This window comes from Micromonospora sp. NPDC049047, assembly GCF_040649135.1.
GTDB lineage: Bacteria > Actinomycetota > Actinomycetes > Mycobacteriales > Micromonosporaceae > Micromonospora.
This window is the reverse complement of sequence record NZ_JBEZEY010000009.1, coordinates 42,688-69,116: the sequence shown is the minus strand read 5'-3', so window position 1 is coordinate 69,116 and position 26,429 is coordinate 42,688. Positions and strand designations below refer to the sequence as shown.

The window sequence follows — 26,429 nt, the reverse complement described above, 5'->3', positions numbered from 1 at the left end:
AACGGGGCGGACCGCGTCAGCGGCCCGCCCCGTTCGGTGTCGGAACTGGACTCAGAAGTCCATGTCCCCGCCACCCGGGCCAGCCGGGGCAGCCGGGGTCTTCTCCGGCTTGTCCGCGACGACGGCCTCGGTGGTGAGGAACAGCGCCGCGATGGACGCGGCGTTCTGCAGCGCCGAGCGCGTCACCTTGGCCGGGTCGATGATGCCCGCAGCCAGCAGGTCGACGTACTCGCCGTTGGCGGCGTTGAGGCCGTGACCCGCTTCGAGGTTACGGACCTTCTCCACCACGACGCCGCCCTCGAGGCCGGCGTTGACGGCGATCTGCCGCAGCGGGGCGTCCAGCGCGACCTTGACGATGTTCGCACCGGTCGCCTCGTCGCCGACCAGGTCGAGCTTGTCGAAGGCGGTCTTGCCGGCCTGGACCAGCGCGACGCCACCACCCGGGACGATGCCCTCCTCGACGGCGGCCTTCGCGTTGCGAACGGCGTCCTCGATGCGGTGCTTGCGCTCCTTGAGCTCGACCTCGGTGGCCGCGCCGACCTTGATGACCGCAACGCCGCCGGCCAGCTTGGCCAACCGCTCCTGCAGCTTCTCCCGGTCGTAGTCGGAGTCGCTCTTGTCGATCTCGGCCCGGATCTGGTTGACCCGGCCCTGGATCTGCTCGGCGTCACCGGCACCGTCGACGATGGTGGTCTCGTCCTTGGTCACCACGACCTTGCGGGCGCGGCCCAGCATGTCGAGGCTGGCGGCGTCGAGCTTGAGGCCGACCTCCTCGCTGATGACCTGGCCACCGGCGAGGATGGCGATGTCGGTCAGCATGGCCTTGCGGCGGTCACCGAAGCCCGGCGCCTTGACGGCGACCGACTTGAAGGTGCCACGGACCTTGTTGACCACCAGGGTGGCGAGAGCCTCGCCCTCCAGGTCCTCGGCGATGATCAGCAGCGGCTTGCCCGACTGCATGACCTTCTCCAGGATCGGGAGCAGGTCCTTCACCGACGAGATCTTGCTGTTGGCGATCAGGATGTACGGGTCGTCGAAGACGGCCTCCATACGCTCCGGGTCGGTCATGAAGTAGGCCGAGATGTAGCCCTTGTCGAAGCGCATACCCTCGGTGAGCTCCAGCTCCAGCCCGAAGGTGTTGCTCTCCTCGACGGTGATGACGCCTTCCTTGCCGACCTTGTCCATCGCCTCGGCGATGATCTCGCCGACGGTGCTGTCGCCAGCGGAGATGGAGGCGGTGGAGGCGATCTGCTCCTTGGTCTCGACGTCCTTGGCGAGCTTGGACAGCTCCTCCGAGACGCTCGCGACAGCGGCCTCGATGCCCCGCTTCAGGGCCATCGGGTTGGCGCCGGCGGCCACGTTGCGCAGGCCCTCGCGAACCAGGGCCTGGGCCAGGACGGTCGCCGTCGTCGTGCCGTCACCGGCAACGTCGTCGGTCTTCTTGGCGACCTCCTTGACCAGCTCAGCGCCGATCTTCTCGTACGGGTCCTCGAGCTCGATCTCCTTGGCGATGCTCACACCATCGTTGGTGATGGTGGGGGCACCCCACTTCTTCTCGAGCACGACGTTGCGGCCCTTGGGGCCGAGGGTCACCTTTACGGCGTCGGCGAGCTGGTTCATGCCCCGCTCGAGGCCGCGGCGCGCCTCTTCGTCGAACGCGATCATCTTGGCCATACGGCGTTGTCCTCCTGGACACTCACGGGCCACCCGAGATGTGTGCCTCGAATGGGCCGCCTGGTGTACGCACCTTGGGACGTCGCCACCTGGCGACGACGACGTCCTTCGGCCGGGCCGGATAGCCCGCGACGACCGGCCATGTGCCGCCCCGGCGTCTCCACGCCGGTGCAACCTGGCCCCACCGTCCCGACCATTGGCACTCACGGTATGCGAGTGCCAATGACTTGTTTAGCACTCTCCCCTGCCGAGTGCAAGCACGATGGGGCCGCTCAGCCGAGTTCGGCGGCCAGTCCGGCGCTGTTCACCGGCGCCTCATGGGCGCGCTGCTCGACGTACGTCACAAGCAGACCGAGCAGCTGGGCCAGGTGGGCCGGCAGGGCCAGCGTGGCGGTGACCGCGATCACCGCCACCACCCCGATCGCGGAGCCGGGCGACGCGAAGGGTTCGTCGCCGAACGCCGCGGTGCCCACCCCCTCCAGGCCGCCGGAGATCACGTTGACGATGATGATCGCCAGGCCCACCAGGGCCACCCGACCCAACATGAGGCCGAGCCGGTCGTGGAACATCCGGAACGACCTGCCGATCGGGTCCTGGCGTTCGAAGAGATAGACCGGGCCCGCCATGCTCAGCGCGAACGTCAGGTAGATGCCCGGCAGCACGCAGCAGCAGAACCCGATGCCGACGAGCACGCTGATCAGCAGGGTCCACCCCCACAGCCCGAGGGCCCGACGCAGGCCGTAGCGCAGTGCGGAGTCCAGGCTGCCCGGCTGACCGGACGCCTGCTGCGTGATCACCCAACTGCCCGCGGCCCACCCGACCGCCTGCACCAGCCCGACAAGCAGACTGCCGCCGATCAGCGCCCCGAGAAGGCCCGCCAGATCGACTGCGAAATTGTCAGGCAGTGCGGGAGCCGACGCCGACCCGGACGGGACGGCCCAATCGGCCGGCGGTTCGAGGCCCAGGGAGATCACCGAGAGCACGGCCGCCGGTAGCACCTGGGTGAGCAGCATGATGGGCACCAACTGCCGCCAACCCCGGCGCAGCGCTCCCGCACACCTGCTGAACCAGCCCGCCAGGCCGGCGCCGGGCGGAGTGACAAGGGGATCGTTCGGGTCGAGCCCGTAACCCGGCGGATACCAGCCGACCGGCGCCGCCGGGTACCACTGCTGGGCGGCGTAGGGACCCGCCCCGGGCGGGTAGCCGCCGGTGGGCGGGAACGTCCAACCCTGCGGCGCCGGGTCCCAGCCGGGCGGCGGGCCAGTCGGTGGTACGCCCGGCTGCGACGGGGCCGGTGGCTCCCCGGCCGAGCCGGAACCGCCGAACGGGACGGTCGGATCGGACGAGCCCGGCTCCCCCGGCCCAGAGGGTGGGGTGGGCGGGGGCGGCTGGTCGGTCATGAACGCTCCTCAGCATCGGCTGGAACGGCCACGATCTTCCCGGTTGTCCGCCGATGCCGCAGCCCCGCCGCGCGGGGCCGATCGAGGAGGAGAGCTCAGGCGACGACGCGTACGTGCTCGGCCTGCGGGCCCTTCTGACCCTGGCCGATCTCAAACTCCACCCGCTGACCGTCGTCAAGCGCCTTGTAGCCGTCCATCTCGATCGCGGAGAAGTGAACGAACACGTCCTGACCGCCGTCGACGGCGATGAAGCCATAGCCCTTTTCGGAGTTGAACCACTTCACGGTGCCCTGTGCCACGGTGTACTTCCCCCACTCTGCGCGGTGTCGCCTGACCTGGCGCACGGCACTGCCGGACGCCCACCGGCCACCACCTCAGCGATCGATGACGACCATTGAAAAAGGTGACCGAAATCGCACGCTACACGAGGAGTGAGCGCCGCGCACGGCCACAAATCGGGCGCATTCCGGGGTACGCCGACCGCGCTTGTCGGTCCGGTTTTTCGACGCGCCGGATCCAGGCCGACGCGCTTCCCGGGCACCGGGCCGACCGGCCGACGGGGCCGGCGCTGCCGTAACGGCCACCGCCCCTGTGGTAGGCATGCGGGCATGACCACCGATACGGGCGCGACAGCCCTGCGGCAGGCGGAGATCCGCCGGGTCCGGCCGGAGGACGCCGCCCGAATGCGGGCCCTGCGCCTGGAGATGCTCGCCGACGCACCGTTGGCCTTCCTGGAGACCCTGGCGGACGCGGCGGCCCGGCCGCACACCGAATTCGCCGCCCGGGTCGCGTACACCTCGGCCGGCCCCGGCAACGCGCAGTTCATCGCCGACCCGGGCGGCCGGCTCGTCGGACACGCCGGTGGCACTGTCTCCCCGCACGAACCCGGGCTCACGGTGATCTACGCGGTCTACATCACGCCGGCCTGGCGGGGGCGCGGCCTGCTCGGTGAACTGATCGACGGGGTGGCCGCCTGGTCACGCGCCTGCGGCCGACCGGACCTGCTGCTTGAGGTGGTGGTCGGCAACGACCGCGCCTACCGCGCCTACAAACGGCTGGGCTTCACCGACACCGGCGTGCGCGTCCCCCACCCCACCATCCCGGCCCTGACCGAGCTGCAGATGCGCCGATCGGCCTGACCCGAGGGATCCCCGGGGCGCGACACGGGACGCGTTTCCGGGGGCAACGAGGAACGGTGCTGCCCCCGGAAATCCGCCAGAGATCAGGCGTGGCGTCGAGACTGGACGATGCGGAAGCGGTTGGCCACGTACGCCCCGTCGGTGAGCGCGGCGTTGGCCGCCGCGTTGGCGCCACTGCCGTGGAAGTCGGAGAACGCCGCCGACTGGTTCACGAAGACCCCGCCGGTGAGGTTGCCGGACAGGTGCACCCCGACCTCGACCGCCACCGCCTCGGTGGCGTCCAGCACCGCCTCGTCGGTCGAGTAGACCCCGGCGGTGAGCGCACCCTTCTCGCCGACCGTGCGGCGCAGCAACTCCAGGCTGTGCGCTGTGGAGTCGGTCGCGATGGCGAACGAGATCGGCCCGAACCACTCCCGGCCGTACGTCTCCTCGTCGTCAGCGGTCAGCTTCACGATCGTCGGGGTACGCACCACAGCGTCGGCGTACACCGGGTGGGTCACCGCCCGCGACTCCAGCACCGGCTCGCCGACCTTGGTGACCTCGGCCAGCCGCTCCAGCACCCCGTCGTTGACGATGGCGCCGGTCAGCTCGACGCCCCGGGCCGGGTCGGCGGTGAGCTTGCCGACCGCGGCGGCGATCCCGCCGGCCACCTCGTCGAAGCTCTTGTGCCCCTGGTCGGTTTCGATGCCACCGGCCGGGATGAGGATGTTCTGCGAGGTGGTGCACATCTGACCGCTGTACAGGGTGAGCGTGAAGCCGAGATTGCGGCACATGCCGGCGAAGTCGTCGGTGGAGTCGATGACGACGGTGTTCAGGCCGGCCTTCTCGGTGTAGACCGACGCCTGCCGGGCGTGCGTCTCCAGCCAGTCGCCGTACTCGGTGGAGCCGGTGAAGTCGACGATCTTCACCGAGCGGTGCAGGGCCAGGTCGCTGGCGAGCTTCTCACCGGGGGCCTCGGCCGCCAGCATGATCAGGTTCGGGTCGAAGCCAGCCTCGGCCAGCACCTCCCGGGCGTACTTCACGGTGATCGCCAGCGGGAGCACGGCTCGCGGGTGCGGCTTGACGAGCACCGGGTTGCCGGTGACCAGCGAGGCGAACAACCCCGGGTAGGAGTTCCAGGTCGGGAAGGTGTTGCAACCGATCACCAACGCCACCCCGCGCGGCACCACGTGGAACGTCTTGGTCATCCGCAGCGGGTCACCCTTGCCGGCGGCCTTCTCCCAACTGGCAGTGCCCGGATGCCGGGTCATCTCGGCGTACGCGTACGCCAACGCCTCGAGCGCCCGGTCCAGTGCGTGCGCGCCGCCGGCCTGGAAGGCCATCACGAACGCCTGCCCGCTGGTGAACTGCACAGCGTTCGCCAACTCGAAGATGTGCTTGTGCAGCCGGTCCAGAATCTCCAGGCAGACCCCCACCCTCGCCTGCGGGCCGGCGTCACGCCAGGCCGGCAGCGCGGCGGAGGCGGCGTCGACAAGCTCGCCGGGGCCGGCATGCGGGTACCGCACCGCCAGCTCCACCCCGAACGGGCTCGTCTCGGTGGCGACCCGTGCGCCGGTGCCCGGCTGGTCGAGCGGGAAATCACCACCGAGGTACGCCTCGAAGGCGGCCTTACCGTCGGCGGCGGCGGTCTCGCCGTACACCCGGGGGCTGGGAGATTCGGGATAGGCGGACCAGTAGCCCCGCTCCGTGATCGCGGTCAGCGCACGGTTGAGGGTGTCGGCGTGCCTCTCGTACAGGGGATGCGGGGTCTCCGTCATGCCCGCCATCATGCCTGAGTCACCTCGGCGAGCAGTAGCGCCGATACCCGTCAGAGGGTGAGCTGCCAGTCGGTCCAGGCGTCCACCGGGCGGAAGCCGAGCTGCTCGTTGATCGCCACCATGTAGGTGTTGCTTGCCGCGTTCCAGGTGTCGATGACGCGTACCGCCGGTTCGTGGGTGAGCAGGTGGTGCAGGTTCTCGGCCTTGGCGATGAGGCCGAGCCGGTGCCCCCGGTGAGCCGGGTCGACGATGGTGATCTGCTGGTACGCGTGCCAGTCGGCGGAGGCGCTGACGTCCAGCAGCGTCCAGGCGACGATCCGGCCGGACGCCTCGTGTCGCATCCCGAGGTGGTAGCGCCGCCGACCCCTGGCCTCCAGGGCGCGCTCGGTGCCGCGGATGCGTTCGGCGTCCACCTGCTCCGGCTCCCACTGCACGTCACCCATCGGCGCGTCCATCATCAACCGGCCGTCCAGGTAGGCGATGTCCGCGATGTACTCCTGCGGCGTGGCGCCCTGCCAGCAGACCGACCGGTAGCCCTCGGCTCGCGGCCGGGCCTCGGCGAGCGCCGTCCGCAGCGCGACCCGGTCGATGTCGGCGACCACGAGACGGCGGCGCACCTCGGCGAGTGCGGGCTGGGCTCCGGTCGTCGCGGCGAACGCGTCGCCCGCCGCGCTTCGCGCCGGACCGTCGGGCAGCGCGGAGACGGCCATCGCCACGACCCGCTTGCGTCCGTGCTCGCGGAGCAGGCGTACGCCGTACTCGTGCAGTGCCCGACCGACGCCCCGACGCCGCAGCTCCGGATGCACTGTCAGCTCGACCGTGGCGTTGTCGGTGTTGTCGAGCTGCGGCAGGTCCAGCTGGAGGAAACCGGCCGGCGCGCCGTCGAGCCGGGCCAGCGCCCAGAGCGACCGGGTGCCGGGCATCGGCGTGTGGAACAGCGCGTCGAAGCGTCGCCTGCAGAACGGCGGGAAGTCCGGCAGGTCGACCTCGTTGGCCGCCGCGCCGATCCGGTACGCCTCGTCGACCGACGTCCGGTCGGCGCCGTCGAACGACGCGATGGTGATGGTCATGCCGCTGAGCGTGCATCCGGAAAAGCGATCGGGCCAGCGAATTACTCGCTGGCCCGATCGAACGTGGTCGGGAGGGACACTCGCACAACGCCTCCGGCGTTGGGTCGCAAGAACTTCAAAAGTCTTCGGCGAAATGCCCTCCCGCACGGAGCATCTTGCGCCGTCCGGTTCCTGCCGTCAAGTCCGCAGCGGCGGGTTTTCCACACTCACAGCGAAACCTCAGTTACCCGACTGATCCACTCGACCTTTCGGACAACCCCGCCCATCCATCACGCCAACCCGCCCAGCAGACCGTCACCCCGCACGGCGCCATGCGCACCGCCCTTGATCCACTCGGGTTTCATGACAACGGGCGGTCCGGGCCGGGCGGACACCGCGGTTTCCAGGAACCCGAGTGGATCAAACGGGTCAGCCGAGGAGGCCGGCGTCGCGGGCGGCGCGCAGCGAGGGCTTGATGTGGTGGGTCGGTCCGACCTGGCCGGCCACCGCGTCAACGGTCTTCAGACCTTCACCCGTGTTGAACACGACGGTCTCCGCGGTCGGGTCGAGGCGACCTGATTCGACAAGCTTGCGGAGCACCGCCACTGTCACCCCGCCTGCGGTTTCGGCGAAGACGCCCGTGGTGCGGGCCAGATCGCGGATGCCGGCGCGGATCTCGTCGTCGTCGGCGTACTCCATCCAACCGCCGGTGCGGCGGACCGCCTCCAGCGCGTAGACGCCGGCGGCCGGGTCGCCGATGTTCAGCGACTTGGCGATGCCGGTGGGCTTGACCGGGATGATCGTGTCGGTGTCGGCGTGCAGCGCGGTGGCGATGGGGCTACAGCCGGCGGACTGGGCTCCGAAGACCTTCCAACCGCCGGCCGGCGCCTCGACCAGGCCGATCTCCACAAGCTCGGAAAACGCCTTGTCGATCTTGGTGAGCAGCTCGCCGCTGGCCATCGGGATGACCACCTGCGCCGGGATGCGCCAGCCGAGCTGCTCGGCCACCTCGTAGCCGAGGGTCTTGGAACCCTCCGCGTAGTACGGCCGGACGTTCACGTTGACGAACGCGGTGTCCTCGAATTCGTCGGTCTCCACCAGCTCGCCGCAGAGCCGGTTGACGTCGTCGTACGAGCCGTCGATGGCGACCAGCTCACCGCCGTAGACGGCGGTGGTGACGACCTTGCCCTGCTCCAGGTCACTGGGGATGAAGACGACTGAAGGTGCCCCGACACGGGCGGCGTGCGCGGCCACCGAGTTGGCCAGGTTGCCGGTCGACGCGCAGGCGAACCTCGTGAAACCGAGCGACTTCGCGGCGGTGAGCGCCACCGAGACGACCCGGTCCTTGAACGAGTGGGTCGGGTTGGCGCTGTCGTCCTTGACCCACAGCGGTGCGGTGATGCCCAGCTCGGCAGCGAGGTGCGGGGCCGCCACCAGCGGGGTCAGCCCCGGGTCGAGGGTGACCCGACTGGCCGGGTCCTGACCGGCGGGGAGCAGTGCGGCGTAGCGCCAGATGTTGTCCGGGCCGGCCTCGATCTGTTCGCGGGTGACGGCGGCCAGGGCGGTGGAGTCGTAGTCGACCTCCAGCGGGCCGAAACACTCGTAGCAGGCGTGCTGGGCGACCAGCGGGTAACGGGCCGAGCAGGCACGGCAGACCAGGGCGCGGGCGGGGCTGGCGGCGGTGGCGATGCCGGAGGCGGCGAGCGTCGACGTCATGTCGAGGTTCCTCTCATCTTTCCCCACATCGCACCGTGCGGCGGGGACGGAATTGGCACCTGCCCCGCGGGTCGCTCAGCGGTGAGCGCGCGGGGTGGTTGCCGGGGCGTCGTCGGGCCGTATCCCTCAGCCCCTCTGGATGAGGTATGCAGTTGTGTTGTCGAGTCTAGGCAACGATGGCCGCCGCCTCTACCGCGGATCCCACGCTGTGAGCCGAACGACTCAGCCAGTTACCGGCGGCGGCGCTTCCCGAGACAGATCGCCACGGCACCGAACGCGGCCAGTAGAGCTGCCATGATCCAGCCCGCGGCCAGGATGTCGTCGCCGGTGGGCCGTCCGCCCCCGGCGACCAGCCAGACCGCACCGCCCGCGAAGAGGATCCCGACCAGAGCGGACACCATGGTGACCAGGGCGCGCTGCTCGGGGTTCATCGGTCAATCTCGATCGATGTCACAACGATGTCCCTCGCTGGGCGGCCATCCGCAGGATCGATGGCGGGGTCGGTGGCAGGCGGCTCATCGTGCCACGAATCCGCTGCAACTTTCGTCCCCGCGCTGCCGGGCCCAGCGACGGCAGGCGGGTCAGCGGCGGCTGACCGCGACGGGGTCGACCACCGCGAGCTGGTCGGTGATCGCGGTGGACTGCGGCGGCGACGAGGGCCGGGGCCGCACCCTGGTGGCGAGGTTCGCCGCGACCAGCGCCCCGATCGTGATGGCGGCCCCGATCAGCTCGATCGGCTCCGGGCGGTAGCCGCGGACGATCTGCACCGCGAAGGTGGTGACCGGGACCAGGTTCATGAACAGCGCGGCGTTGGCGGCACCGAGCCGCTGCACACCGGTGTTCCAGGCCAGGACCGCGACCACCGCGCCGACGAGCACGGCGTACCCCAGTTGCGGGGTGACCGCCGCGAGGTCGGCGGCGGCCGGCGCGTGCTGCCACCCGACGGCGTCCGCGCCGATGCTCGCGGCCAGCATGGCCACCGTGCCGGCGAGCGCCGTCAGGGTGGTGAAGCGCAGCGGGGACCAGGCGCCGAACCGGCTCGCACCGTGGGTGTAGATACCCCAGCCGAGCACCGCACCGATCATCATCAGCCCACCCAGACCGAACTGGCCGAGCCCGGCCAGGCTCCCGCGGGTGATCACCAGGCCGACTCCGAGGAGCGCCACCAGGGAGAGGGCCAGCAGGAGCGGCTTCGGCCGTACGCCGTCCCGGGCCCAGCGGACCAACTGGGTGATCAGCGGGGTGGTGGCCACGAAGAGGGCGATCTGCTGCGGGGCGGCGTGTTCGAGGGCCAGGTTGGTGAGCACGTTGAAGCCGGCGAAGCCGACCACGCCGAGCAGCACGATCTCGCCGGTCCGGCCGCCGTGCCGCAGCGCGCCGGCACCTTCGCGGAGCAGCAGAATGGCGACCAGGACGACGCTTGCGAGCAGGTAACGGGCGGTGGTCAGGTTGAGTGGGTCAACCCGGGTCAGGGCACTGGCCAGGACCGGGAACATCACGCCCCAACCGAGTGCGGCGAGCAGCGGATAGGCGGCGGCGCGAGGTCGCATCGTCAGCTCCAATGTTCGAGAATCGTCGAACCAACGGAACCGACCATAGGGTGTTGTTCGAAAGTTGTCGAACAAGGGTTACACTGGTCACATGGAGCCGCACGAACCCGACCTGGCCGACGTACCGGTCACCGCAGTGCTTGCCGCCCTCGCCGACGACGTGCGGCTACAGATCGTGCGGGCGCTTGTCGATGGCGGCGAGGCAGCCTGCGGCAGCTTCGACTTCGGCGTCTCCAAGGCGACCCGCAGCCACCACCTCAAGGTGCTCCGCGAGGCCGGCCTGACCCGCACCCGGGCCGCCGGCACCAGCCGCCTGGTCCGACTGCGCCGCGACGAGTTGGACCACCGCTACCCGGGCCTCCTGGACGCGGTCCTCGGCACCGGCACGCCGGCCTGACGCCCAGCTTCGCCGGCCCGCGCGCGTCTATCGCTCGACACTCGGGCCTTGTCGCCGACGGGCGCTGCCGCGCGGTGGGTAAGACCTGCCACTCGGGCCCTGTCGCCGCCGGGCGCTGCCGCGCGGCGGGTAACACCTGCCACTCGCGCGCTTTGGAGCTGAATCGTTTGCGATATCAGCGCAAGGACTGAGTGCCGATCGCGCCCTCTCTCGCCGAGCACTGCGGGGGCGATCCCTGACCGGGCGCGTCGCCGGAGCCGCCTCGTCGAGGCCCCGGCGACGCGCGGCACGGGTGCGGTCAGACGACCATCGAGCTGCGCTCGGGCATCGGTGCCTCGGGCGTGGATGGCACGTCACGGCGACGGGAGAGCAGCGTGTCGAGCGCCCAGGAACCCGGGCCGAGGGCCGCGATCAGCAGGAAAGACCAGCAGAAGAGCGCCGACAGTTCGCCACCGTTGCGCAGTGGCAGCAGATCATCCGGCTGGTGCACGACGAAGTAGGCGTACGCCATCGAGCCGGATGCGAGTAGGGCGGCGGGTCGGGTGAAGAGCCCGGCCAGCACGAGGGTGCCGCAGACCAACTGGATCAGCGCGGCCCACCAGCCTGGCCAGGTGCCGAGCGCTATCGCCCGGCCGGTCACGGGGTTGCCGCCGAACAACCCGAAGACCGAGGCCAGGCCGTGTAGTGCGAACAGCAGGCCGATCACGATGCGGAACAGGGACAGGGTCGGCCCGCCGAGCCGAGGAACGTTCATCGGTACCTCCATCGAAGGAATCGGATCACTTCAATGTGAGGCATGAAAGTATCGAAGGTTATAAATTCCTTGCTGGTGGGAAAGTCCCCGGTCGGAATGTACCGGTGTCCGCGGCCCCACGTCGAGCATCAGCGCCGGCAAAGACCCGCGCGCACGCTTCTGAGCTGCGGTTACGCGAGAATTTAGGCCGAGCCGTCCGCCGTGGGCACGCTCCCACAGTGTGGGTACGGCCCATCGAGTTGCCCCGGGCAGCGGCAGGCCGACGAGCAGGCTCACCGGACGGCGGCGGATCGCGCCGATTTGCAGAGCCGAGATCTGGGGGCCGGGCGGTGGCGGCACGCCCACGTGGGCGAGGATCGCTTGATGATCTCCCGCAACAGCCCGGCCTGGCGACGGATCAGCGCAGTGGTCGCGGTGCCCCTCGCGCTCGGCGCCTGCGCCGCTGGCGACCATCGGGGCCAGGGCGGGGACGCTCCACCCCGGCAGCCGACCGCACCGAGCCCGTCGGCAAGTGTCGACGCGCCGCCGTCGTGCCCGGCCAGCGGCGTACGGATCCGGTCGACCGGCGGGGACGCCGCGATGGGACTGCGCGCCCTCGGCCTGGAACTGGTCAACTGCGGCGACCGCCCCTACCAGCTCAACGGGTACCCCGTGCTGCACGTGTTCGACGAGCAACACGAGCCGGTCATGTTGCGCGTCGTCAACGGCGCGAAGGAGATCACCTCGGGCTTCGACCAACCACCCCGACAGGTCACCCTCGCCGCCGGGGAGCGGGCCACCGCCGTGGTGCTCTGGCGCAACCTGGTCACCGACTCGACGGTGGTGGCCACCAACGGTGAGTTCCTGACGGTTGCGCCCGCGGCCGGCCAGCCGGGCGAAGAGGTGGACCCGGACGGCCCGATCGACCTGGGCAACACCGGCCGGATCGGGGTCAGCGCCTGGAAGAAGGCCGACCCGTCCGCGCCGGTGCCGTCGCGCCCCACCCCGCCACCGGTGCCGAGCGCGGTGCCGTCGTCGGTCAGCCCACCCGACGGTCGGCTGTGAGCCCCGACCCTAGGAGGTGATGTCCTTGCGGGTGAAGCGCCAGAAGGCCAGCCCCCAGAACAGCGTCGCGTAGCTGATCGCCGAGATGCAGCCGCGTACCACGTCGTCGGTCTGCACCGGGGTGGAGAGCAGGCCCAACCAGGCGGTGCTGAAGTGGGTGGGTAGGAAGTCCCGCAGCGCGCCCAGGGCGGTGATCTGGTCCAGGATGCTGGACAGGATCCAGAGCAGCACCGCACCGCCGACCGCGCCGAGCGCGGCGTCAGTGGTCACCGACAGCAGGAACGCCAGCCCGGCCACCACAAGCAGGACGACCGCCAAATAGCCGAGCACGGCAAGCAACCGGAGCAACCCCTCGGTGGGTTCCAGCTCGGCGGCGACAGTGCTGCGCAGCGGCGACCAGCCGTAGCGCAGGGTGCCGGCCAGCAGGGCGGTGCCGGCCAACAGCACCAGAGCCAGTCCCGAGTACGCCAGCGCGACCACCAGCTTCACCGTCAACAACCGGGCCCGGGGCACCGGGATCGCCAGCAGGTACCGCAGGCTGCCCCAGCTCGCCTCACTGGCCACCGTGTCGCCGCAGAACAGCGCGACGACCACCACGAGCAGGAACGACGCCGACACGAAGATCGAGAAGAGGGTGAAGTTGAGGCCGCCGGAGGTGGCCAGGTCCACAAGGCTGGCGAACTCGTTGTTGCCGTTGTCGTCATCGCCACCGGAATTGAACTGGAAGGCGATCAGGATGATCAGTGGCAGCAGCACCATGAACCCGAGCGCCAGCTGGGTCCGCCGCCGGGACGCCTGCCGACGGAACTCCGCCGCGAACGGCATGGTGGCCGACGGCCGGTAGCCCCGGGCCTCACCCGCGTCGACAACAGCCATCACCGGTCACCGCTTCCCCGAGAGTTGTCGCCCACCAGGGCGAGGAACGCGTCCTCCAGGCGGCGCCGCGGCACCACCCGGTCCACCCCGATGCCGGCGCGCACCAGCTCGGCCACCACCTCGCTGCGGGCCGTGCCGTTGGTGTCCACCACCAACTGGCCGTCGCTCTCCGGCAACACGCGGACCCCGTGCAGCCGGTCCAGTACGGCCCGCGCCGCCACCGGGTCGGTGACGTCGAACAGCACGCTCGGCGACTCGCCGACGATCTCCTCCACCGGCCCGGACGCCACGATCCGGCCCTTGTTGACCACCACCGCGTGGGTGCACGTCTGCTCCACCTCGGCCAACAGGTGGCTGGAGACCAGCACCGCCCGACCGTCAGTGGCGTAGCGCTGGAGCACGCGGCGCATCTCGGCGATCTGCGGCGGGTCGAGCCCGTCGGTCGGCTCGTCCAACACGAGCAGCTCGGGCAGGCCGAGCATGGCCTGGGCGATGGCGAGGCGCTGACGCATGCCGTGGCTGTAGTTCTTGATCTTCCGCTGCACGGAGTCGCCCAGCCCGGCGATCTCCAGGGCCGCGTCGAACCGGGCGTCCTCCCACGGTCGGCCGGTGGCCCGCCAGTACGCCTTCAGGTTCTCCAGCCCGGACAGGTGCGGCAGGAAGCCGGGTCCTTCGACAAGCGCGCCGATCCGGGACAGCACCGGCGAGCCGGGCACCAGCCGGCGACCGAAGACGTAGATCTCCCCGGCGGTCGGCTGGGTCAGCCCCATCAGCACGCGCAGGGTGGTGGTCTTACCGGCGCCGTTGGGTCCGAGCAGACCCACCACCTGACCGGGCTGCACCTCGAAGTCGACGTTCGACACCGCCACGAAGCCGTCCGCGTACTCCTTGCGCAGCGCGCGCACGGCCAACGGCGTGTCCGCGTACTCCGGATGCACCGAGCGGTCCTGGCGGCGGTGCCGGCGGCGCAGGACGGCGACGACCACGACGAGGCCGATCGCGATGGCGGCGAGCAGGCCGGCGAGCACCCAGCGCCAGATCGTCGCGGCGGTGGGGATCGGCTCACCGTCGACAGTGGGCAGGCTGACCGCGCCGTCGGCCGCCACCGTGTAGACGGTCGGTTCGGCGGGAGTGGTGTACGCCTGGTCGGAGGTCGCCACCACCAGGCGCAGCCGGTGGCCGGCCTCCACCCGGCGGACGATCCCGGGCAACGTCACGGTGACCGGGCGGGCGTCCTGCACCCGCTGCGGCAGGCCGGTGAGCCGGATCGGGGCGACCAGCCCGTTCGGCAGGGTCGCCGCGCCGTCCTTGTCGACGTCGTAGAGCTTGACGAAGAGCACCGCCGTGCCGGTCGGCGAAGCGGCCCGCAGGGTGACGGTGGGCGCACCGGCCACGTCCACCGCCTCGGTGAGCGGGGTCGACTCGAACCGGGCGTGTTGGCCCGGCACGTCGCCGGCCACCCCGTCCAGCAGGGAGGTGAGCCCACCGGCGAACGGGATCGAGGAGATGGCGGCCGGGTTGCCGTTCGGCGGGTTCGCGATCGGCTGGGCCGGTCCGGCGACGGTGATCTCCCGGCGGGCGTTTCCGGTGAGGCCCGGATAGTCCGCGCGGCGGAAGCCGGTGGCGACCAGACCCCTGTCGAGCGCGTCGAAGCCGGCGATCCGCGACCAGGTGAAGCCGTCGCCGGGCGCGTCGCCCTCGCCCTTGACGTAGTGGTCGAGCCACTGAACGGTCAGGAACTTCACCCGGTCGGAGTCCGAGCGGGGTCCACTGCCCCCGTCGTGACCGCCGGTGAACCAGGCGACCCGCACCGGGGTGCCGGCGGCGGCGATGCCCTTCGCGTTCGCGTCCGCCTCGCCGAGCGGGAAGAGGGTGTCCGCCTCGCCCTGCACCAGCAGGGTGGGTGCCTTGATCCGGTCCAGTACGCCGGCCGGGCTGGAGCGGCGCAGCAGGTCCACGGCCGCCTGGTCGGCCTGCCCGGCGGTGGCGATCCGCAGGTACGCGGCGCACACGTCGGCCGCGAACCGTCCGCAGGACGGGTCGGCCGCACCGGCCGGGGCACCACCGGGACCGCTGCCCGGACCGGCACCCGGCCCCGGGCTGGGCGGGCCGGCCGACGCCGGTGCGCCCTGCGGCTGGGCCGCGGTCCCGCCGGAGAGCCCCGCCGGGCCGGAACCCACGTTGCCGCCGCCGCCGAAGAAGAGACCGGCCCATCCCTTCTTGAACACACCCTCGGTCGGGGCCGCGCCGGTGCTCTCCGGCAGGAAGGCACGGGACAGGTCGTTCCAGGTGATCATGGGGACGATCGCGTCGACCCGCTGGTCCTGGGCGGCCAGCAGCAGCGCCAACCCGCCGCCGTACGAGCCGCCGACCACACCGACCTTCGGGTCACCGGCGGCGTCGGTGCGGACCTCGGGTCGGGCGGCCAGCCAGTCCAGCAACCGCTGAGCGTCGCGCACCTCGTAGTCCGGGTTGTCCAGATGGATCTCGCCGCCACTTTTGCCGAAACCCCGTGCGGTCCAGGTGAGCACCGCGTAGCCGCGCCCGGCGAACTCCTCCGCGTCGGAGCGCACCGACTCCTTCGTGCCGCCGAACCCGTGTGCCAACAGCACCGCCGGGACCTTCCGACCGGACGAGGCGTCGTCGGGCAGGTAGAAGGTGGTGTCGAGGTCGACCGGCTGGTCGCCGGACGGTCCGGAGCGGACGGTGAGCATCGCGCTCTCGGTGCGTACGCCCGGCCCCTTCGGCCACACCGCCCAGGTCACGGCGGCGGCCAGCAGCACGACGACAGCCGCGGCGGCGATCGCGCGACGGCGGGTGGGCAGGGCACGCCGGAACCACGCGGCCGGCGACGGCGATGTCATGCGGCACACGGTACGGCGCGCAGGCTGAGCATTAGCTGAGATCCGCCGTACGTCCGTCCGGTTGCCCCGATCGGTGTGCGGAGGTCAGCGAGCGCGCCGTGTCGGGCGCGGCCCAGTGAGTTGAATTCGGATCCCGTGAATTCCGATCTTTCACAGATATCAACCTGGATCCCTCCATGTCACACCCATCGACGAAACAGAGCGTGTCGGGAACGCGGGCGAATGGTGACATTGCTCGAACTGACGCGAACCTGACTCGTCCAGGAAGGCCTGACCAGCAGGGGGGTCGGTTAGTTTTCCGGTCCGGTGCACGGGACTTGTCGGGCCACCCGACGCCGCGCCGATCCGCGCCCCATGCCGGAGGAGACACAACCATGACAGTCCCCGCGCCGCGGGCCCGTCGACGTCCGTCCACCCTGGGCCGACTGCTGCCGCTGCTGCTCATCGGGGCGCTACTGGCACCGGTGGGGCTGCTCGTCACGTCCGCCTGGCGGCAGACCACCGACGACCGGGCCCTGGCCGTCCGGGAACGACTCGGCGTGCAGTACCTCACCGCGCTGGGCTCGGTCACCGACGCCCTGGTGGAGGCCCAGTCCGCCGCGGTCAGCGGTCGACCGGTGACCGGCGACGCGCTGAACCGGGCGGTCGAGGAGGCCGCCGCGGTGGACGCCCGCATCGGCGCCGAACTGCTCAGCCAGGAACGCTGGGCCGGGGTGCGAGCCAAGCTGGAGGCACTGCGCGGGCGCAGCCCCGCCGACCCGGAGTCCGCCTACACGGCGTACGGCGAGGCCTCGGACCTGCTGCTGGCCCTGCACCGCAAGGTTCGGGAGAGTTCCGGGCTGGTCCGCGACCCCGTCGCCGACTCCTTCTTCCTCCAGGACAGCGCCGGCCAGGAACTACCCGAGGCGGTGGTGGCCGCCGGCCGGCTCGCCGACCTGGGCACGCTTGTCTCCCGGCGGCCAGCCGCCGAGCAACCCCGCGGCCTGATGGAGCTGACCGGTCTGCGGGTGACCGCCCTGGCACCCGCCGGTGACCTCGTCGACAACCTGCGCTCCGCCGTGGACGGCTCGGAGAGCACCGACCTCGGTGCCAACGTGCTGACCCCACTTGACACCTATCAGCGCTCGGTGGAGGCCCTTGCCGCGTCCTCCACCCCGACCACTGGCACAACTGTGTTGGACCCCGGTCAGCTGAGAACCGCCGCACTCAACACGCACCGCGCGGCCCGTCAACTTCAGCCGGTCATCCTCGCCGAGCTGGACGCCCTGCTCGTCGAGCGCATCGACGGGTTCGACCGGGACCGCTGGCTGATCGGCGCGGCCGGGGCGCTCGCCGTGCTCCTGCTGGGCTGGCTCGCCGCGCTGCTTGTCGCCGCCCGTGGCCGGGCCCGACGCCGGGCGGCGATGGCGGCGACCCACGCGGAGAGCGGCGACATCCCGTCACCTGCCGAATCGTGGCAACCGGTGCCAGGCGACCCGCTCGGGCTGCAACCGGCCGGCGCGGCCCGCGACGCGGAGCCCGCGCAGTGGGGGGCCTTCGATGCTGCTCGGTAGGCTCCGGATCCGCGGCAAGCTCGCGCTGCTCGTGGTGATCCCACTGCTCAGCATGATCGGCCTGGCCGTGCCCGTGATGCTCGACCGGGTGAACGCGGCGCAGCGGGCCGGCGACACCGCCGAGCGGGTACGACTCGCCAGTCGGGTCGGCAGCCTGGTCCAGGACCTTCAGCAGGAGCGCATCCTCTCCGTCGGTTTCCTGCTCGGCCGGGTCGAGGGCAGTGAGCTGGTCCGTAAGTCCGCCGACGTGGACGACCGGGTGGCGGACCTTCGGGCGGAGCGCGGCGACGCGTTCACCGATCGGGTCGACCGCGCCCTCAACGCGGTGTCCAACCTCGTCGACCTGCGGACGGCAGTGCTGGCCCGGACCGCCAACCCGGGTCAGGTGATGGATGCTTTCGGCCCGGTCAACAAGGGGATCATCGAGTCGTTGCAGCTCGTCATCGGAGTGGACACCGACACGTTGGCGGGCCGGCAGGTGCTCGCCCTCGACGGGCTGCTCCGCGCCGACGAGGGCCTGGGCACCTGCGCCACCCTGAGCCTGCTGGTCAAGGCGATCGGCAACCCGGACACCACCGCCGGATATGTGGCGTGCATCGCCGCGCTGATGGTCGACAACCAACGCTACCGAAGCCTGATCACGCCCGAGCAGCTCACGGTGGCCCAGCTCAACGACGCGGCCGTGGCCGCGCGTACCAGCCCCGACTTCCTGCTCAGGAGTGCCCGGGACCCGGCCGCCGCGGTCCGCCCGGTGCCGATGGAGGCGCTCTTCCCGGCCGTCCGCACGATGATCCGACTCGGTCAGTTCGTGGAGAAGAAGCTGGTCGCCGACGTGCTCACCGAGGTCACCGCAGAGCAGCGGCGGGCGCTCACCGCCGCGTACCTGGTCGGGGCCGCCGCGGCGCTGATCCTGGCGCTTGTGGTGCTGCTCAGCGTGGCGGTGGCGCGGACGGTGGCCCGACCGCTTACCCGACTCACCCGCTCGGCCGACCGGGTCGCCCGGGTCGCCGAGGCGGAGCTGGTCCGGGTCACCGACGACGAGGGGGAGAGCCCGCAACCGGTCCGGCTGGAACCCGTCGACATCCGGGCCAACGACGAGATCGGTGACCTGGCGCGGGCCTTCGACCGGGTGCAGAACACCGCCGCCCGGCTGGTCGAACGGCAGGTCGCCGGCCGACGCAACGTGGCGCAGATGTTCGGCCACGTCGGGCGGCGAACCCAGAACCTGGTGGGCCGGCAACTCGCGCTGATCGACCGGTTGGAGCAGCAGGAGGCCGACCCGGGCCGACTGGAACACCTGTACCGGCTCGACCACATCTCCAGCCGGTTGCGGCGCAACGCCGGCAGCCTTGTGGTGCTCTCCGGTTCGGCCGGCGCCGACGCCCACACCGCGCCGGTGCCGCTTGCCGACGTGGTCCGGTTGGCGCTCGGCGAGATCGAGGACTACACCCGGGTCGAGGTGCGGGTGCCGGCGGGCATCTCGGCCGCGCCGGCGGTGGTCGGCGACCTCATCCTGGCGCTTGCCGAACTCATGGAGAACGCCACAGCCTTCTCCCCACCGCACACCCGCGTACTGGTGGCCGCCGACGCCTCCGGCCTCGGCGCCCGGATCACCGTGGTGGACCACGGCATCGGCATGGCTGAGCAACGGCTGGCCGAGGAGAACGCCCGGCTCACCCGCCGGGAACGACTCGACCTGGCACCGACCGAGGTGCTCGGTCTCTTCGTGGTGGGCCGGTTGGCCCGCCGCCACGGCTGGGAGGTGGGCCTGGCCGCCACCGGCGGCGGCGGGGTGACCGCACACCTGGAGATCCCATCGACGTCGCTGGTGCTTCGCCGCGCCGACCCGGCCGGGAGCGCAGTCGCCCGAGCCTCGGTGCCGGAGCGGGACCGGCGTACGGCAGCCGCATCCCAGCGCGCCGCGCGGGCCATCACAGCGGCCGTCGACGAAGCGGCCCGCTTCGACTCGGACCTGCTCAGCCGGGCCACCCGCAGCCTGGAGACCAGCCCGTCCTGGAACGCGTTCGGCGGCCAGCAACAGCAGACCACCCCCGTCGTCGAGGAGTCGGAACCGGCTGGCACACCGACCACGCCGCGGGTCCGGCAGCGGGTGCCGGGAGCAAGCCTGCACGCCACCGCCAACCCGACCCGGCCGGTGGACGCGACCGACGCGGACCCCGCTGCCGCCCAGGCGCTTGTCGAGGCGTTCCAGGCCGGGGTACGCCGGGCCGAATTGAACACTGTCGACCTGCCGAGCGCACCGGGGGGCGCCGGCCCTACGGTGACCGGTGGTGCCGGTCCGTCCGACACCGTCCCGGGTCGGTCCCTACTGAACCGACGGGTGCCGGGGGCGAACCTCACTGTCGTCCCGGCCTGTCAGCCACCCAGCACGCACCTCGGTGACCCGGCCGAGGTCCGCAAGCGCATCAACGAGTTCGAGGAGGGCGTTGCCCGTGCCCTCCTCGAAGTCGGCCCCGACCGCCGGAACGAAGAAGGATCATCACGGTGACCAGTCCCTTCCTGCACGACAACGTCGACCAGAGCCAGACCGGCGCCAGCGGGGACCTCAGCCCGGAGGCCCGTACGTTCAACTGGCTGCTGGACTCCTTCACCTCCGGCACGGCCGGGGTGCTGGAGGCGATCGCGGTCTCCTCGGACGGCCTGCTGATGGCCATGTCGGCGATCAAGGACCGGTCCAACGCGGAGCGGTTGGCCGCTGTGGTCTCCGGGATGACGAGTCTCGCCGGTGGGGCGGCCAGTTGGTACGCGCTCGGTGGCTTGAACCGGGTGATCGTCGACATGGCCGACGGCTACCTGCTGATCAGCGCGATCAGCAGCGGTTCCGTGCTCGGGGTGGTCGCCGACCGGTCGGCCAACCTGGGCACCGTCGCGTACGAGATGACGCTCTTCGCCGGGCGGGCCGGTGGTGCCCTGACCCCGCGGCTGATCGTCGAGTTGAAGAACGCCGTTCAGCAGTGACAGCCGACGTCGCCGGTGAGGATCCGGACCCGGAACCGAGGGCCCGGGTCCGCCCGTACCTGCACACGCCGCCCCCCACCGACGCGGGCGAGGTGGTGGTGCCGGCGTTCACGGAGCCGGAGCCGGAGGAGTGTCGGCCCGCCGGTCCCCGGCCGTTCGTGCTCACCTCCGGACGGGTGGCGGGTGCCGACCCGGCGATCGGGCTGGAGACGCAGGTGACCGCCCGGATGGACGGCGGCTGGCCGACGGGCCCGCCCGGCGCCCTGCTGGCACCGGAATCCCAGGCGATCATCGCGCTCTGCGCCGCACCGATCTCGGTCGCCGAGATCTCGGCCCGCGCCCGGCTGCACCTGGGCGTGACGCGGGTCCTGGTCGGCGACCTACGGGCGGCCGGACACCTGGACGTGCACGTCACCGACACCAACGACGCCGCCGACCCCGACCTCATCCTGCGAGTGATTGATGGACTTCGTGCGATCTCCTGAATGGCCGGTCGCCCCGCTCGGCGGGGTCGCCGCAAACAGCGCCGCCGCCCGGTACGCCGTGCCCGCTGGGCCGGCAGTCGGACGGGCCGGACTGCCGCCTCCGCCGTACCAGCCGCCGTCCGGCGCGGGGGCGTCCGTGCCGCCGGTCGGTAGGCCGGCGGCACCGCCGATCCCGGTCAAGATCCTGGTGGCCGGTGGCTTCGGGGTGGGTAAGACCACCACAGTGGGTGCGATCTCCGAGATCGCTCCCCTGACCACCGAGGCCGAGATGACAAGCGCCGGGATCGGCGTGGACGATCCGGGTATCCGTTCCAACAAGACCACCACGACTGTGGCGATGGACTTCGGCTGCGTGACCATCGACCGCAGTCTGAAGCTCTACCTGTTCGGCACGCCCGGGCAGGCCCGGTTCGGCTTCATGTGGGAGGACCTCGCCCGCGGGGCACTCGGTGCGCTGGTGGTGGTGGACAGCGCCCGACTCGACGACTGCTTCCCCGCCATCGACTTCTTCGAACGGGCCGGCCTGCCGTTCGTGGTCGGGGTCAACGCCTTCGACGGACGGTTGGCCCTGGAACTCGGTGAGATCCGCTGGGCCCTGGCCATCGGTGACCACGTGCCACTTGTGCAGTTCGACGCCCGGGACCGGCTCTCGGTACGGGACGCCCTGCTTGTCGTCCTGGACCGCGCGCTGGAACGTGCCACCCGGGACAGACAGGCCTGAGCCGACCGGCTCCGAGCGTGCGGGAAGGGGTGATCTGGTGAGGGGCGACCTGGACGAGACGCTGGCCCGACTGGCCCGGCGCGAGGAGGCGCGGCGCCGGCTGGCCAACGAGCGTGACGTCAGCGCGTCACCGCCGGGGCCGTCCGGTCCCGGTCCGGACGACGTCCGCAGCGCCGGGTCGGGGCGCCACGATCCCCGGCACGCGGGGGCGGACTCGCCGGGCGAGGTGGCCGGATGGGGGCCGGTCGAGGAGGTGGCCGAGGCGGTCCGCCAGGTCGTCGGCAGCCATCCCGGGCTGGCGGTGACAGTGCAGGTGCAGCATGAGGGGCGGACGTACCCGATGCGGGTCTGCTGGGACGGGCCGGCCGTCACGGTCGGGCCGGTGCCCCCGGCGGCGCCGGTGGAACCCCCGCCGGCCTGGCCGCTGTCCGGCCGGACGGTCCCCGAGTGGGCGCCCGGCCCGGACGCGTTGACCCCGGACCCGGCGGCCCGGTTGGCCGAGCTGATCCGGCAGGACCCGTCGTTGTTGGACGAGTTGGATCCGCGGCGCTGACCGGTGGGGCTGGCCGGCGGCGGCTACGGTCGGGCGGTGGCACAACCCGACCTGACCTTGACGGCGAGCCTACGACCGGCCGCGCTGGACGCCCGACGGGGCATCGTACGGCTGCATCCGGAGGCGCTCACCGCGCTGGGACTGCGGCCCGGCGACCCGGTCCGGCTCGCCGGCCGCCGGGAGACGGCGGGGATCGTGGCGACCGCCGCACCGGGCGCGAGCAGCGCCCTGCTGTACGCGGACGACCTGACCCTGGGAAACCTGGGCGTACGCGACGGCGCCCAGGTGCGGGTCGGCCCGGTGCCGCTGGTGCCGGCGACCCGGGTCATCCTGGCCGGGCCGGTGGAGGTGGTCGCGGCGGTGAGTCCGGAGATGCTCCGGCTGGCTCTGCTGGGCAAGGTGCTCACCGCCGGAGACGACGTGTCGCTGCTGCCCCAGGACGTGCTGCCGGACGCCTCGGTGCGCAGCCTGGTCGAGGCGGCTCGGCGCAGCCTCGCCAACACCGTCGGTGTCGCCTGGACCAGCACTCTGCTGACCGTTCGGACCGTCGAGCCGGCCGTCGGCGCGCTTGTCACGATGGACACGGTGGTCGGCTGGGAGCACGGCCCGGTCACCCACGGCGGACCTGCCCCGGTCGACGCCGGGTGGACGCGGCCGTCCCGGACGGACGACGCGGCCCCGGCGGTGGACCAGCCCGACGACCCACCGGACGTGGACGAGCTGCCCGGATTGCGGCCCCAGGCCGAGGAGTTGACCGAACTGCTCGACCTCGGCTTCCACCACCGGGAGGTGTTGGGCCGGTTGGGCACCGCCGTCTCGCTGGGGGTGCTGCTCGTCGGTCCGGCCGGCTCCGGCAAGTCGGCGCTGGTCCGGGCCGTTGCCGCTCGGGTGGGAGCCCGCGTCCACCCGCTGTGGGCACCCGAGGTGGCCGCGTCGACGAACCAGGCCGCCGCCGACCGGTTGCGGGCCGCGGCGACGGCGGCCCGAGCCGGCGGGCCGGCGGTGCTGCTGGTCAGCGACGTCGAAGCGCTCGCACCGGCGGAGCACCCCGGTCCGGTGGCGACTGTGTTCCGCCAGGTGCTCGCCGAGTGTGTCCGGGCCGGTGTCGCGGTGGTCTGCGCAACCGGCCGACCGGAGGCGGTCGACCCCGGGCTGCGCGCACCCGATCTGCTGTCGCTGCGGATCAGCATTCCGCTTCCCGACCAGGCGTTACGCCGCGAACAGCTCACAGTGCTGACCCGGCAGGTGCCGCTCGCCGAAGACGTCCGGTTGGACGAGGTGGCCGCGCGTACCCCCGGGTTCGTCGCGGCGGACCTGGCCGCGCTGGTCCGGGAGGCCGGGGTACGCGCGGCGTTGCGGCAGAAGTCCGCCGAGACGCCGACGGTGTCGATGGCGGACTTCACCGCCGCCCGGGAGGTGGTCCGGCCGACCACGATGGCGGCCTCGACCCTGGATCTGGCGTCGGTGACCCTTGACGACGTGGGTGGCCTGGACGAGGTCAAGCAGACGCTCACCGAGTCGGTGCTGTGGCCGTTGACCTACCCGGACACCTTCGCCCGGCTCGGGGTGCAGCCGCCCCGCGGTGTGCTGCTCTACGGGCCACCGGGCTGCGGCAAGACCTATCTGGTCACCGCGCTCGCCGGGTCCGGGCGGGCCAACGTGCTGTCGGTGAAGGGCGCGGAACTGCTCTCCAAGTGGGTCGGCGAGAGCGAACGGGCGGTCCGCGAACTGTTCCGTCGGGCCCGGGAGGCGGCCCCCACCCTGATCTTCCTGGACGAGGTGGACGCCCTGGCGCCGGTGCGCGGCCAGGCCACCGACGGGGGCACCACGGACCGGGTGGTCGCCGCGCTGCTCACCGAGTTGGACGGGGTGGAGACGCTGCGCAACGTGGTGGTGGTCGGTGCCACCAACCGCCCCGACCTGGTCGACCCGGCGCTGCTGCGGCCGGGCCGGTTGGAGCGGCTGGTCTACGTGCCACCGCCGGACGGACCCGCCCGCGCGGAGATCCTGCGAGCCGCGTCCCGGCAGGTGCCGCTGGCGCCGGACGTCGACCTCACGGCCCTCGGCGACGAGCTGACCGGCTTCTCCGCGGCGGACTGCGCGGCGCTGGTCCGGGAGGCGGCGCTGGCCGCGATGCGGGAGTCACTTGCCGCCGCCACTGTCACCGCCGGGCACGTGGCGACGGCACGGGCCCGGGTGCGCCCGTCGTTGGACCCGGCCCAGGTCGCCGCGCTCGCCGGGTACGCCGCCCGCCGGGGCTGAACACCGTTCCCAACCTTTTGGCGGTCTCGGAGTGTTATTAGGGCGTCACATTCCTCTGTGGAGTCCTCCACCTGGACGTCAGGCGGTGTCCGTTGCGCAAACTGCTGTCCCTCCTCCTCACCCCGCTGGTCGCGGCGGCGACACTGGCCACTGTCGGTGCGTCGGCGGCCGCCCAACCGGCGAAGCCGTTCCCGGCCCGGATCGCCCTGCCCGACGGTTTCACCCCGGAAGGGCTGACGATCGGTCGGGGGACGACCGTGTACGTCGGGTCCGTCCTGGACGGCGCGGTGTGGCGCGGTGACCTACGCACCGGGCGCGGCTCGGTGCTGATCCCCGGCACGCCCGGCACCGCCAAGGCAGGGCTCAAGATCGACCCGAGGGGCCGGCTCTGGACCGCCGACTTCACCGGCGGTGGAGCCAGCGTGTACGACCCGGGCAGCGGCGCCAGGCTGGCCCACTACCAGTTCACCACCGACCCCAACAGCCTGGTCAACGACCTGGTGATCACCGACCGGGCGGTCTACTTCACCGACTCCACCCGACCCGTGCTGTACGTGGTGCCGCTCGGCCAGGGTGGCCACCTGCCTGCCCCGGCCGCCGTCCGGGTGCTGCCCCTCACCGGTCCGGGGGCGACACCTGACGCGTTCAACAACGGAATCGCGGCGCTTCCGGACGGCGACCTGCTTGTCGCGCAGATGCTCATCGGGCAACTCGTCCGCGTCGACCCGCGCACCGGTGCCAGCCGCGTCTTCGACCTGGGCGGCTACTCGGTGGACCGGGCCGACGGGCTGGTGCTACGCGGTCGCACCCTGTACGTGATCCGGAACCTGACGAACGTCATAGCTGTGGTCCGACTCAACGCCGGTTACACCTCCGGGACGGTGCAGCGGGAGATCACCGGTCCGCAGCTGCGCTCACCGGCCACCGGCGACCTGCTCGGTTCGGCGCTGTACGTGGTGAACGGCAGGTTCGACGTGGAGTCGACGCCGAGCACCGACTACGACATCGTCCGCGTACCGGCCTAAGTCGAGAGCGGTCGGCGGTGACCCTGCGGTCGCCGCCGACCGGACCGGGGCAGACCGGGACACCTCAGAGTGTGGGCAGTGTCGAGTCGAGACAGATCTCGGCGCGCACCTTGCCGTCGGCCTCGTACAATTTCGCGCCACACTTCTGCAATACGGCGACCGCGCCGAAGTTGTCCGGCGTCGTTTCGGCGACCACCACCCGCATGCCGGCCCGAGCGGCGGCGTTCAGCAACTCCCGCAGCGCCGCCGCCCCGATCCCCTGCCCGCGCGCTGAGCGTCCGAGCCACAGGCCGGTCTCCACAGTGCCGGGCTCGTCACAGCGCGTCATCCTGACCATACCCAGCACCTCGCCGCCGACGAGGATCGCGTACATCTGCGAACGGGTCGGGCCGTCCAGCCCGCCGAAGCTGGCCCGATGGAACTCCCGAAACGCCTCTCGGCGGGCGAGCGACCAGCCGGCGGGGGCCTCGACCGGAGGCATCACATCGCTAGGCTCCGCCTCGGCAGCCGCTACGGAGAGCAACGGCTCCAGGTTCTGCTCGTCCACCGGCTCCAGCCGGACCGCACCCGCCACGTGCCGCAGTCTGCCGCGCTCATCGGCCGAAGTCCACCCTATCGGCCATCCACTGGC

Annotated in this window: 23 protein-coding genes and 1 riboswitch; of the genes, 11 read left to right on the top strand and 12 right to left on the bottom strand. The window is 71.6% G+C overall.

The features are described 5' to 3' along the window. Nucleotides 1-51: 51 nt before the first annotated feature. From groL to AB0B86_RS16425, 3 genes are all read right to left on the bottom strand, one after another. Nucleotides 52-1,674 carry a chaperonin GroEL gene (gene groL / locus AB0B86_RS16435; RefSeq protein WP_030490078.1) on the bottom strand — a complete coding sequence of 541 codons (1,623 nt, stop codon included), beginning with the start codon at nt 1,672-1,674 and terminating at the stop codon, nt 52-54. 272 nt (nt 1,675-1,946) lie between these two features. Beyond that, nucleotides 1,947-3,074, bottom strand: coding sequence for a hypothetical protein (locus AB0B86_RS16430; RefSeq protein WP_357408770.1), 1,128 nt, complete (start codon nt 3,072-3,074; stop codon nt 1,947-1,949). 95 nt (nt 3,075-3,169) lie between these two features. Next, nucleotides 3,170-3,373, bottom strand: a complete 204-nt coding sequence (locus AB0B86_RS16425; protein ID WP_357408768.1) for a cold-shock protein — start codon at nt 3,371-3,373, stop codon at nt 3,170-3,172. 309 nt (nt 3,374-3,682) lie between these two features. Between AB0B86_RS16425 and AB0B86_RS16420 the strand changes: the two genes are divergently transcribed. Next, on the top strand, nt 3,683-4,213 hold the full coding sequence (locus AB0B86_RS16420; protein ID WP_357408766.1) for a GNAT family N-acetyltransferase: 531 nt from the start codon (nt 3,683-3,685) through the stop codon (nt 4,211-4,213). 83 nt (nt 4,214-4,296) lie between these two features. On the opposite strand, the gene paaN is transcribed toward AB0B86_RS16420, so the two are convergent. From paaN to AB0B86_RS16395, 5 genes are all read right to left on the bottom strand, one after another. Then, entirely contained in the window at nt 4,297-5,970 is a 1,674-nt protein-coding gene (paaN, locus tag AB0B86_RS16415; protein WP_357408764.1) for a phenylacetic acid degradation protein PaaN, read from the bottom strand. A 50-nt stretch (nt 5,971-6,020) separates the two neighbouring features. Next, nucleotides 6,021-7,040, bottom strand: coding sequence for a GNAT family N-acetyltransferase (locus AB0B86_RS16410; RefSeq protein WP_357408762.1), 1,020 nt, complete (start codon nt 7,038-7,040; stop codon nt 6,021-6,023). 408 nt (nt 7,041-7,448) lie between these two features. Further along, nucleotides 7,449-8,735, bottom strand: a complete 1,287-nt coding sequence (gene thrC / locus AB0B86_RS16405) for a threonine synthase (RefSeq protein ID WP_357408760.1) — start codon at nt 8,733-8,735, stop codon at nt 7,449-7,451. A gap of 10 nt (nt 8,736-8,745) precedes the next feature. Further along, nucleotides 8,746-8,881, bottom strand: a riboswitch (SAM riboswitch). Between the two features lie 84 nt (nt 8,882-8,965). Continuing rightward, on the bottom strand, nt 8,966-9,166 hold the full coding sequence (locus AB0B86_RS16400; protein WP_357418468.1) for a hypothetical protein: 201 nt from the start codon (nt 9,164-9,166) through the stop codon (nt 8,966-8,968). Nucleotides 9,167-9,316: 150 nt separating this feature from the next. After that, on the bottom strand, nt 9,317-10,285 hold the full coding sequence (locus AB0B86_RS16395) for a DMT family transporter (RefSeq protein ID WP_357408756.1): 969 nt from the start codon (nt 10,283-10,285) through the stop codon (nt 9,317-9,319). A 91-nt stretch (nt 10,286-10,376) separates the two neighbouring features. Between AB0B86_RS16395 and AB0B86_RS16390 the strand changes: the two genes are divergently transcribed. Then, nucleotides 10,377-10,682 (top strand): helix-turn-helix transcriptional regulator, encoded by a 306-nt coding sequence (locus tag AB0B86_RS16390; protein WP_357408754.1) that lies wholly within the window; start codon nt 10,377-10,379, stop codon nt 10,680-10,682. Nucleotides 10,683-10,980: 298 nt separating this feature from the next. Here the strand turns inward: AB0B86_RS16390 and AB0B86_RS16385 are convergent, their stop codons facing one another. Then, nucleotides 10,981-11,436 (bottom strand): DoxX family protein, encoded by a 456-nt coding sequence (locus AB0B86_RS16385; protein ID WP_357418465.1) that lies wholly within the window; start codon nt 11,434-11,436, stop codon nt 10,981-10,983. A 363-nt stretch (nt 11,437-11,799) separates the two neighbouring features. Between AB0B86_RS16385 and AB0B86_RS16380 the strand changes: the two genes are divergently transcribed. Continuing rightward, nucleotides 11,800-12,480: a DUF4232 domain-containing protein gene (locus AB0B86_RS16380; RefSeq protein ID WP_357418463.1), complete on the top strand. Its 681-nt coding sequence runs from the start codon at nt 11,800-11,802 to the stop codon at nt 12,478-12,480. A gap of 9 nt (nt 12,481-12,489) precedes the next feature. On the opposite strand, the gene AB0B86_RS16375 is transcribed toward AB0B86_RS16380, so the two are convergent. Continuing rightward, complete coding sequence (locus tag AB0B86_RS16375; RefSeq protein ID WP_357408748.1) at nt 12,490-13,356, bottom strand: ABC transporter permease subunit; 867 nt, start codon at nt 13,354-13,356, stop codon at nt 12,490-12,492. Further along, a complete protein-coding gene (locus AB0B86_RS16370; RefSeq protein WP_357418461.1) occupies nt 13,356-16,220 on the bottom strand; it encodes an alpha/beta fold hydrolase in 2,865 nt (954 codons plus the stop codon). Before AB0B86_RS16370 ends, AB0B86_RS16375 begins: the two co-directional genes overlap by 1 nt. Before the next feature lie 374 nt (nt 16,221-16,594). Between AB0B86_RS16370 and AB0B86_RS16365 the strand changes: the two genes are divergently transcribed. The 8 genes from AB0B86_RS16365 to AB0B86_RS16330 all read left to right on the top strand — a co-directional run bounded on the left by AB0B86_RS16365 (nt 16,595) and on the right by AB0B86_RS16330 (nt 25,798). Beyond that, nucleotides 16,595-17,773, top strand: coding sequence for a hypothetical protein (locus tag AB0B86_RS16365; protein ID WP_357408744.1), 1,179 nt, complete (start codon nt 16,595-16,597; stop codon nt 17,771-17,773). Continuing rightward, entirely contained in the window at nt 17,760-20,282 is a 2,523-nt protein-coding gene (locus AB0B86_RS16360; protein ID WP_357408742.1) for a nitrate- and nitrite sensing domain-containing protein, read from the top strand. Before AB0B86_RS16365 ends, AB0B86_RS16360 begins: the two co-directional genes overlap by 14 nt. Further along, nucleotides 20,279-20,752, top strand: coding sequence for a roadblock/LC7 domain-containing protein (locus tag AB0B86_RS16355; RefSeq protein WP_357408740.1), 474 nt, complete (start codon nt 20,279-20,281; stop codon nt 20,750-20,752). The genes AB0B86_RS16360 and AB0B86_RS16355 overlap by 4 nt, the downstream gene beginning before the upstream one ends. Next, complete coding sequence (locus AB0B86_RS16350) at nt 20,749-21,237, top strand: DUF742 domain-containing protein (RefSeq protein WP_357408738.1); 489 nt, start codon at nt 20,749-20,751, stop codon at nt 21,235-21,237. Before AB0B86_RS16355 ends, AB0B86_RS16350 begins: the two co-directional genes overlap by 4 nt. Beyond that, a complete protein-coding gene (locus AB0B86_RS16345; RefSeq protein WP_357408736.1) occupies nt 21,215-21,958 on the top strand; it encodes an ATP/GTP-binding protein in 744 nt (247 codons plus the stop codon). Before AB0B86_RS16350 ends, AB0B86_RS16345 begins: the two co-directional genes overlap by 23 nt. A 37-nt stretch (nt 21,959-21,995) precedes the next feature. Further along, nucleotides 21,996-22,511 carry a hypothetical protein gene (locus AB0B86_RS16340; protein ID WP_357408734.1) on the top strand — a complete coding sequence of 172 codons (516 nt, stop codon included), beginning with the start codon at nt 21,996-21,998 and terminating at the stop codon, nt 22,509-22,511. A gap of 36 nt (nt 22,512-22,547) precedes the next feature. Beyond that, the gene (locus AB0B86_RS16335) at nt 22,548-24,773 is read left to right on the top strand and encodes an AAA family ATPase (protein ID WP_357408732.1); all 2,226 of its coding nucleotides are present in this window, start codon (nt 22,548-22,550) and stop codon (nt 24,771-24,773) included. A gap of 92 nt (nt 24,774-24,865) precedes the next feature. Continuing rightward, nucleotides 24,866-25,798: a superoxide dismutase gene (locus AB0B86_RS16330; protein WP_357408730.1), complete on the top strand. Its 933-nt coding sequence runs from the start codon at nt 24,866-24,868 to the stop codon at nt 25,796-25,798. Nucleotides 25,799-25,862: 64 nt separating this feature from the next. Here the strand turns inward: AB0B86_RS16330 and AB0B86_RS16325 are convergent, their stop codons facing one another. Then, the gene (locus AB0B86_RS16325) at nt 25,863-26,372 is read right to left on the bottom strand and encodes a GNAT family N-acetyltransferase (RefSeq protein WP_357408728.1); all 510 of its coding nucleotides are present in this window, start codon (nt 26,370-26,372) and stop codon (nt 25,863-25,865) included. Nucleotides 26,373-26,429 lie beyond the last annotated feature (57 nt).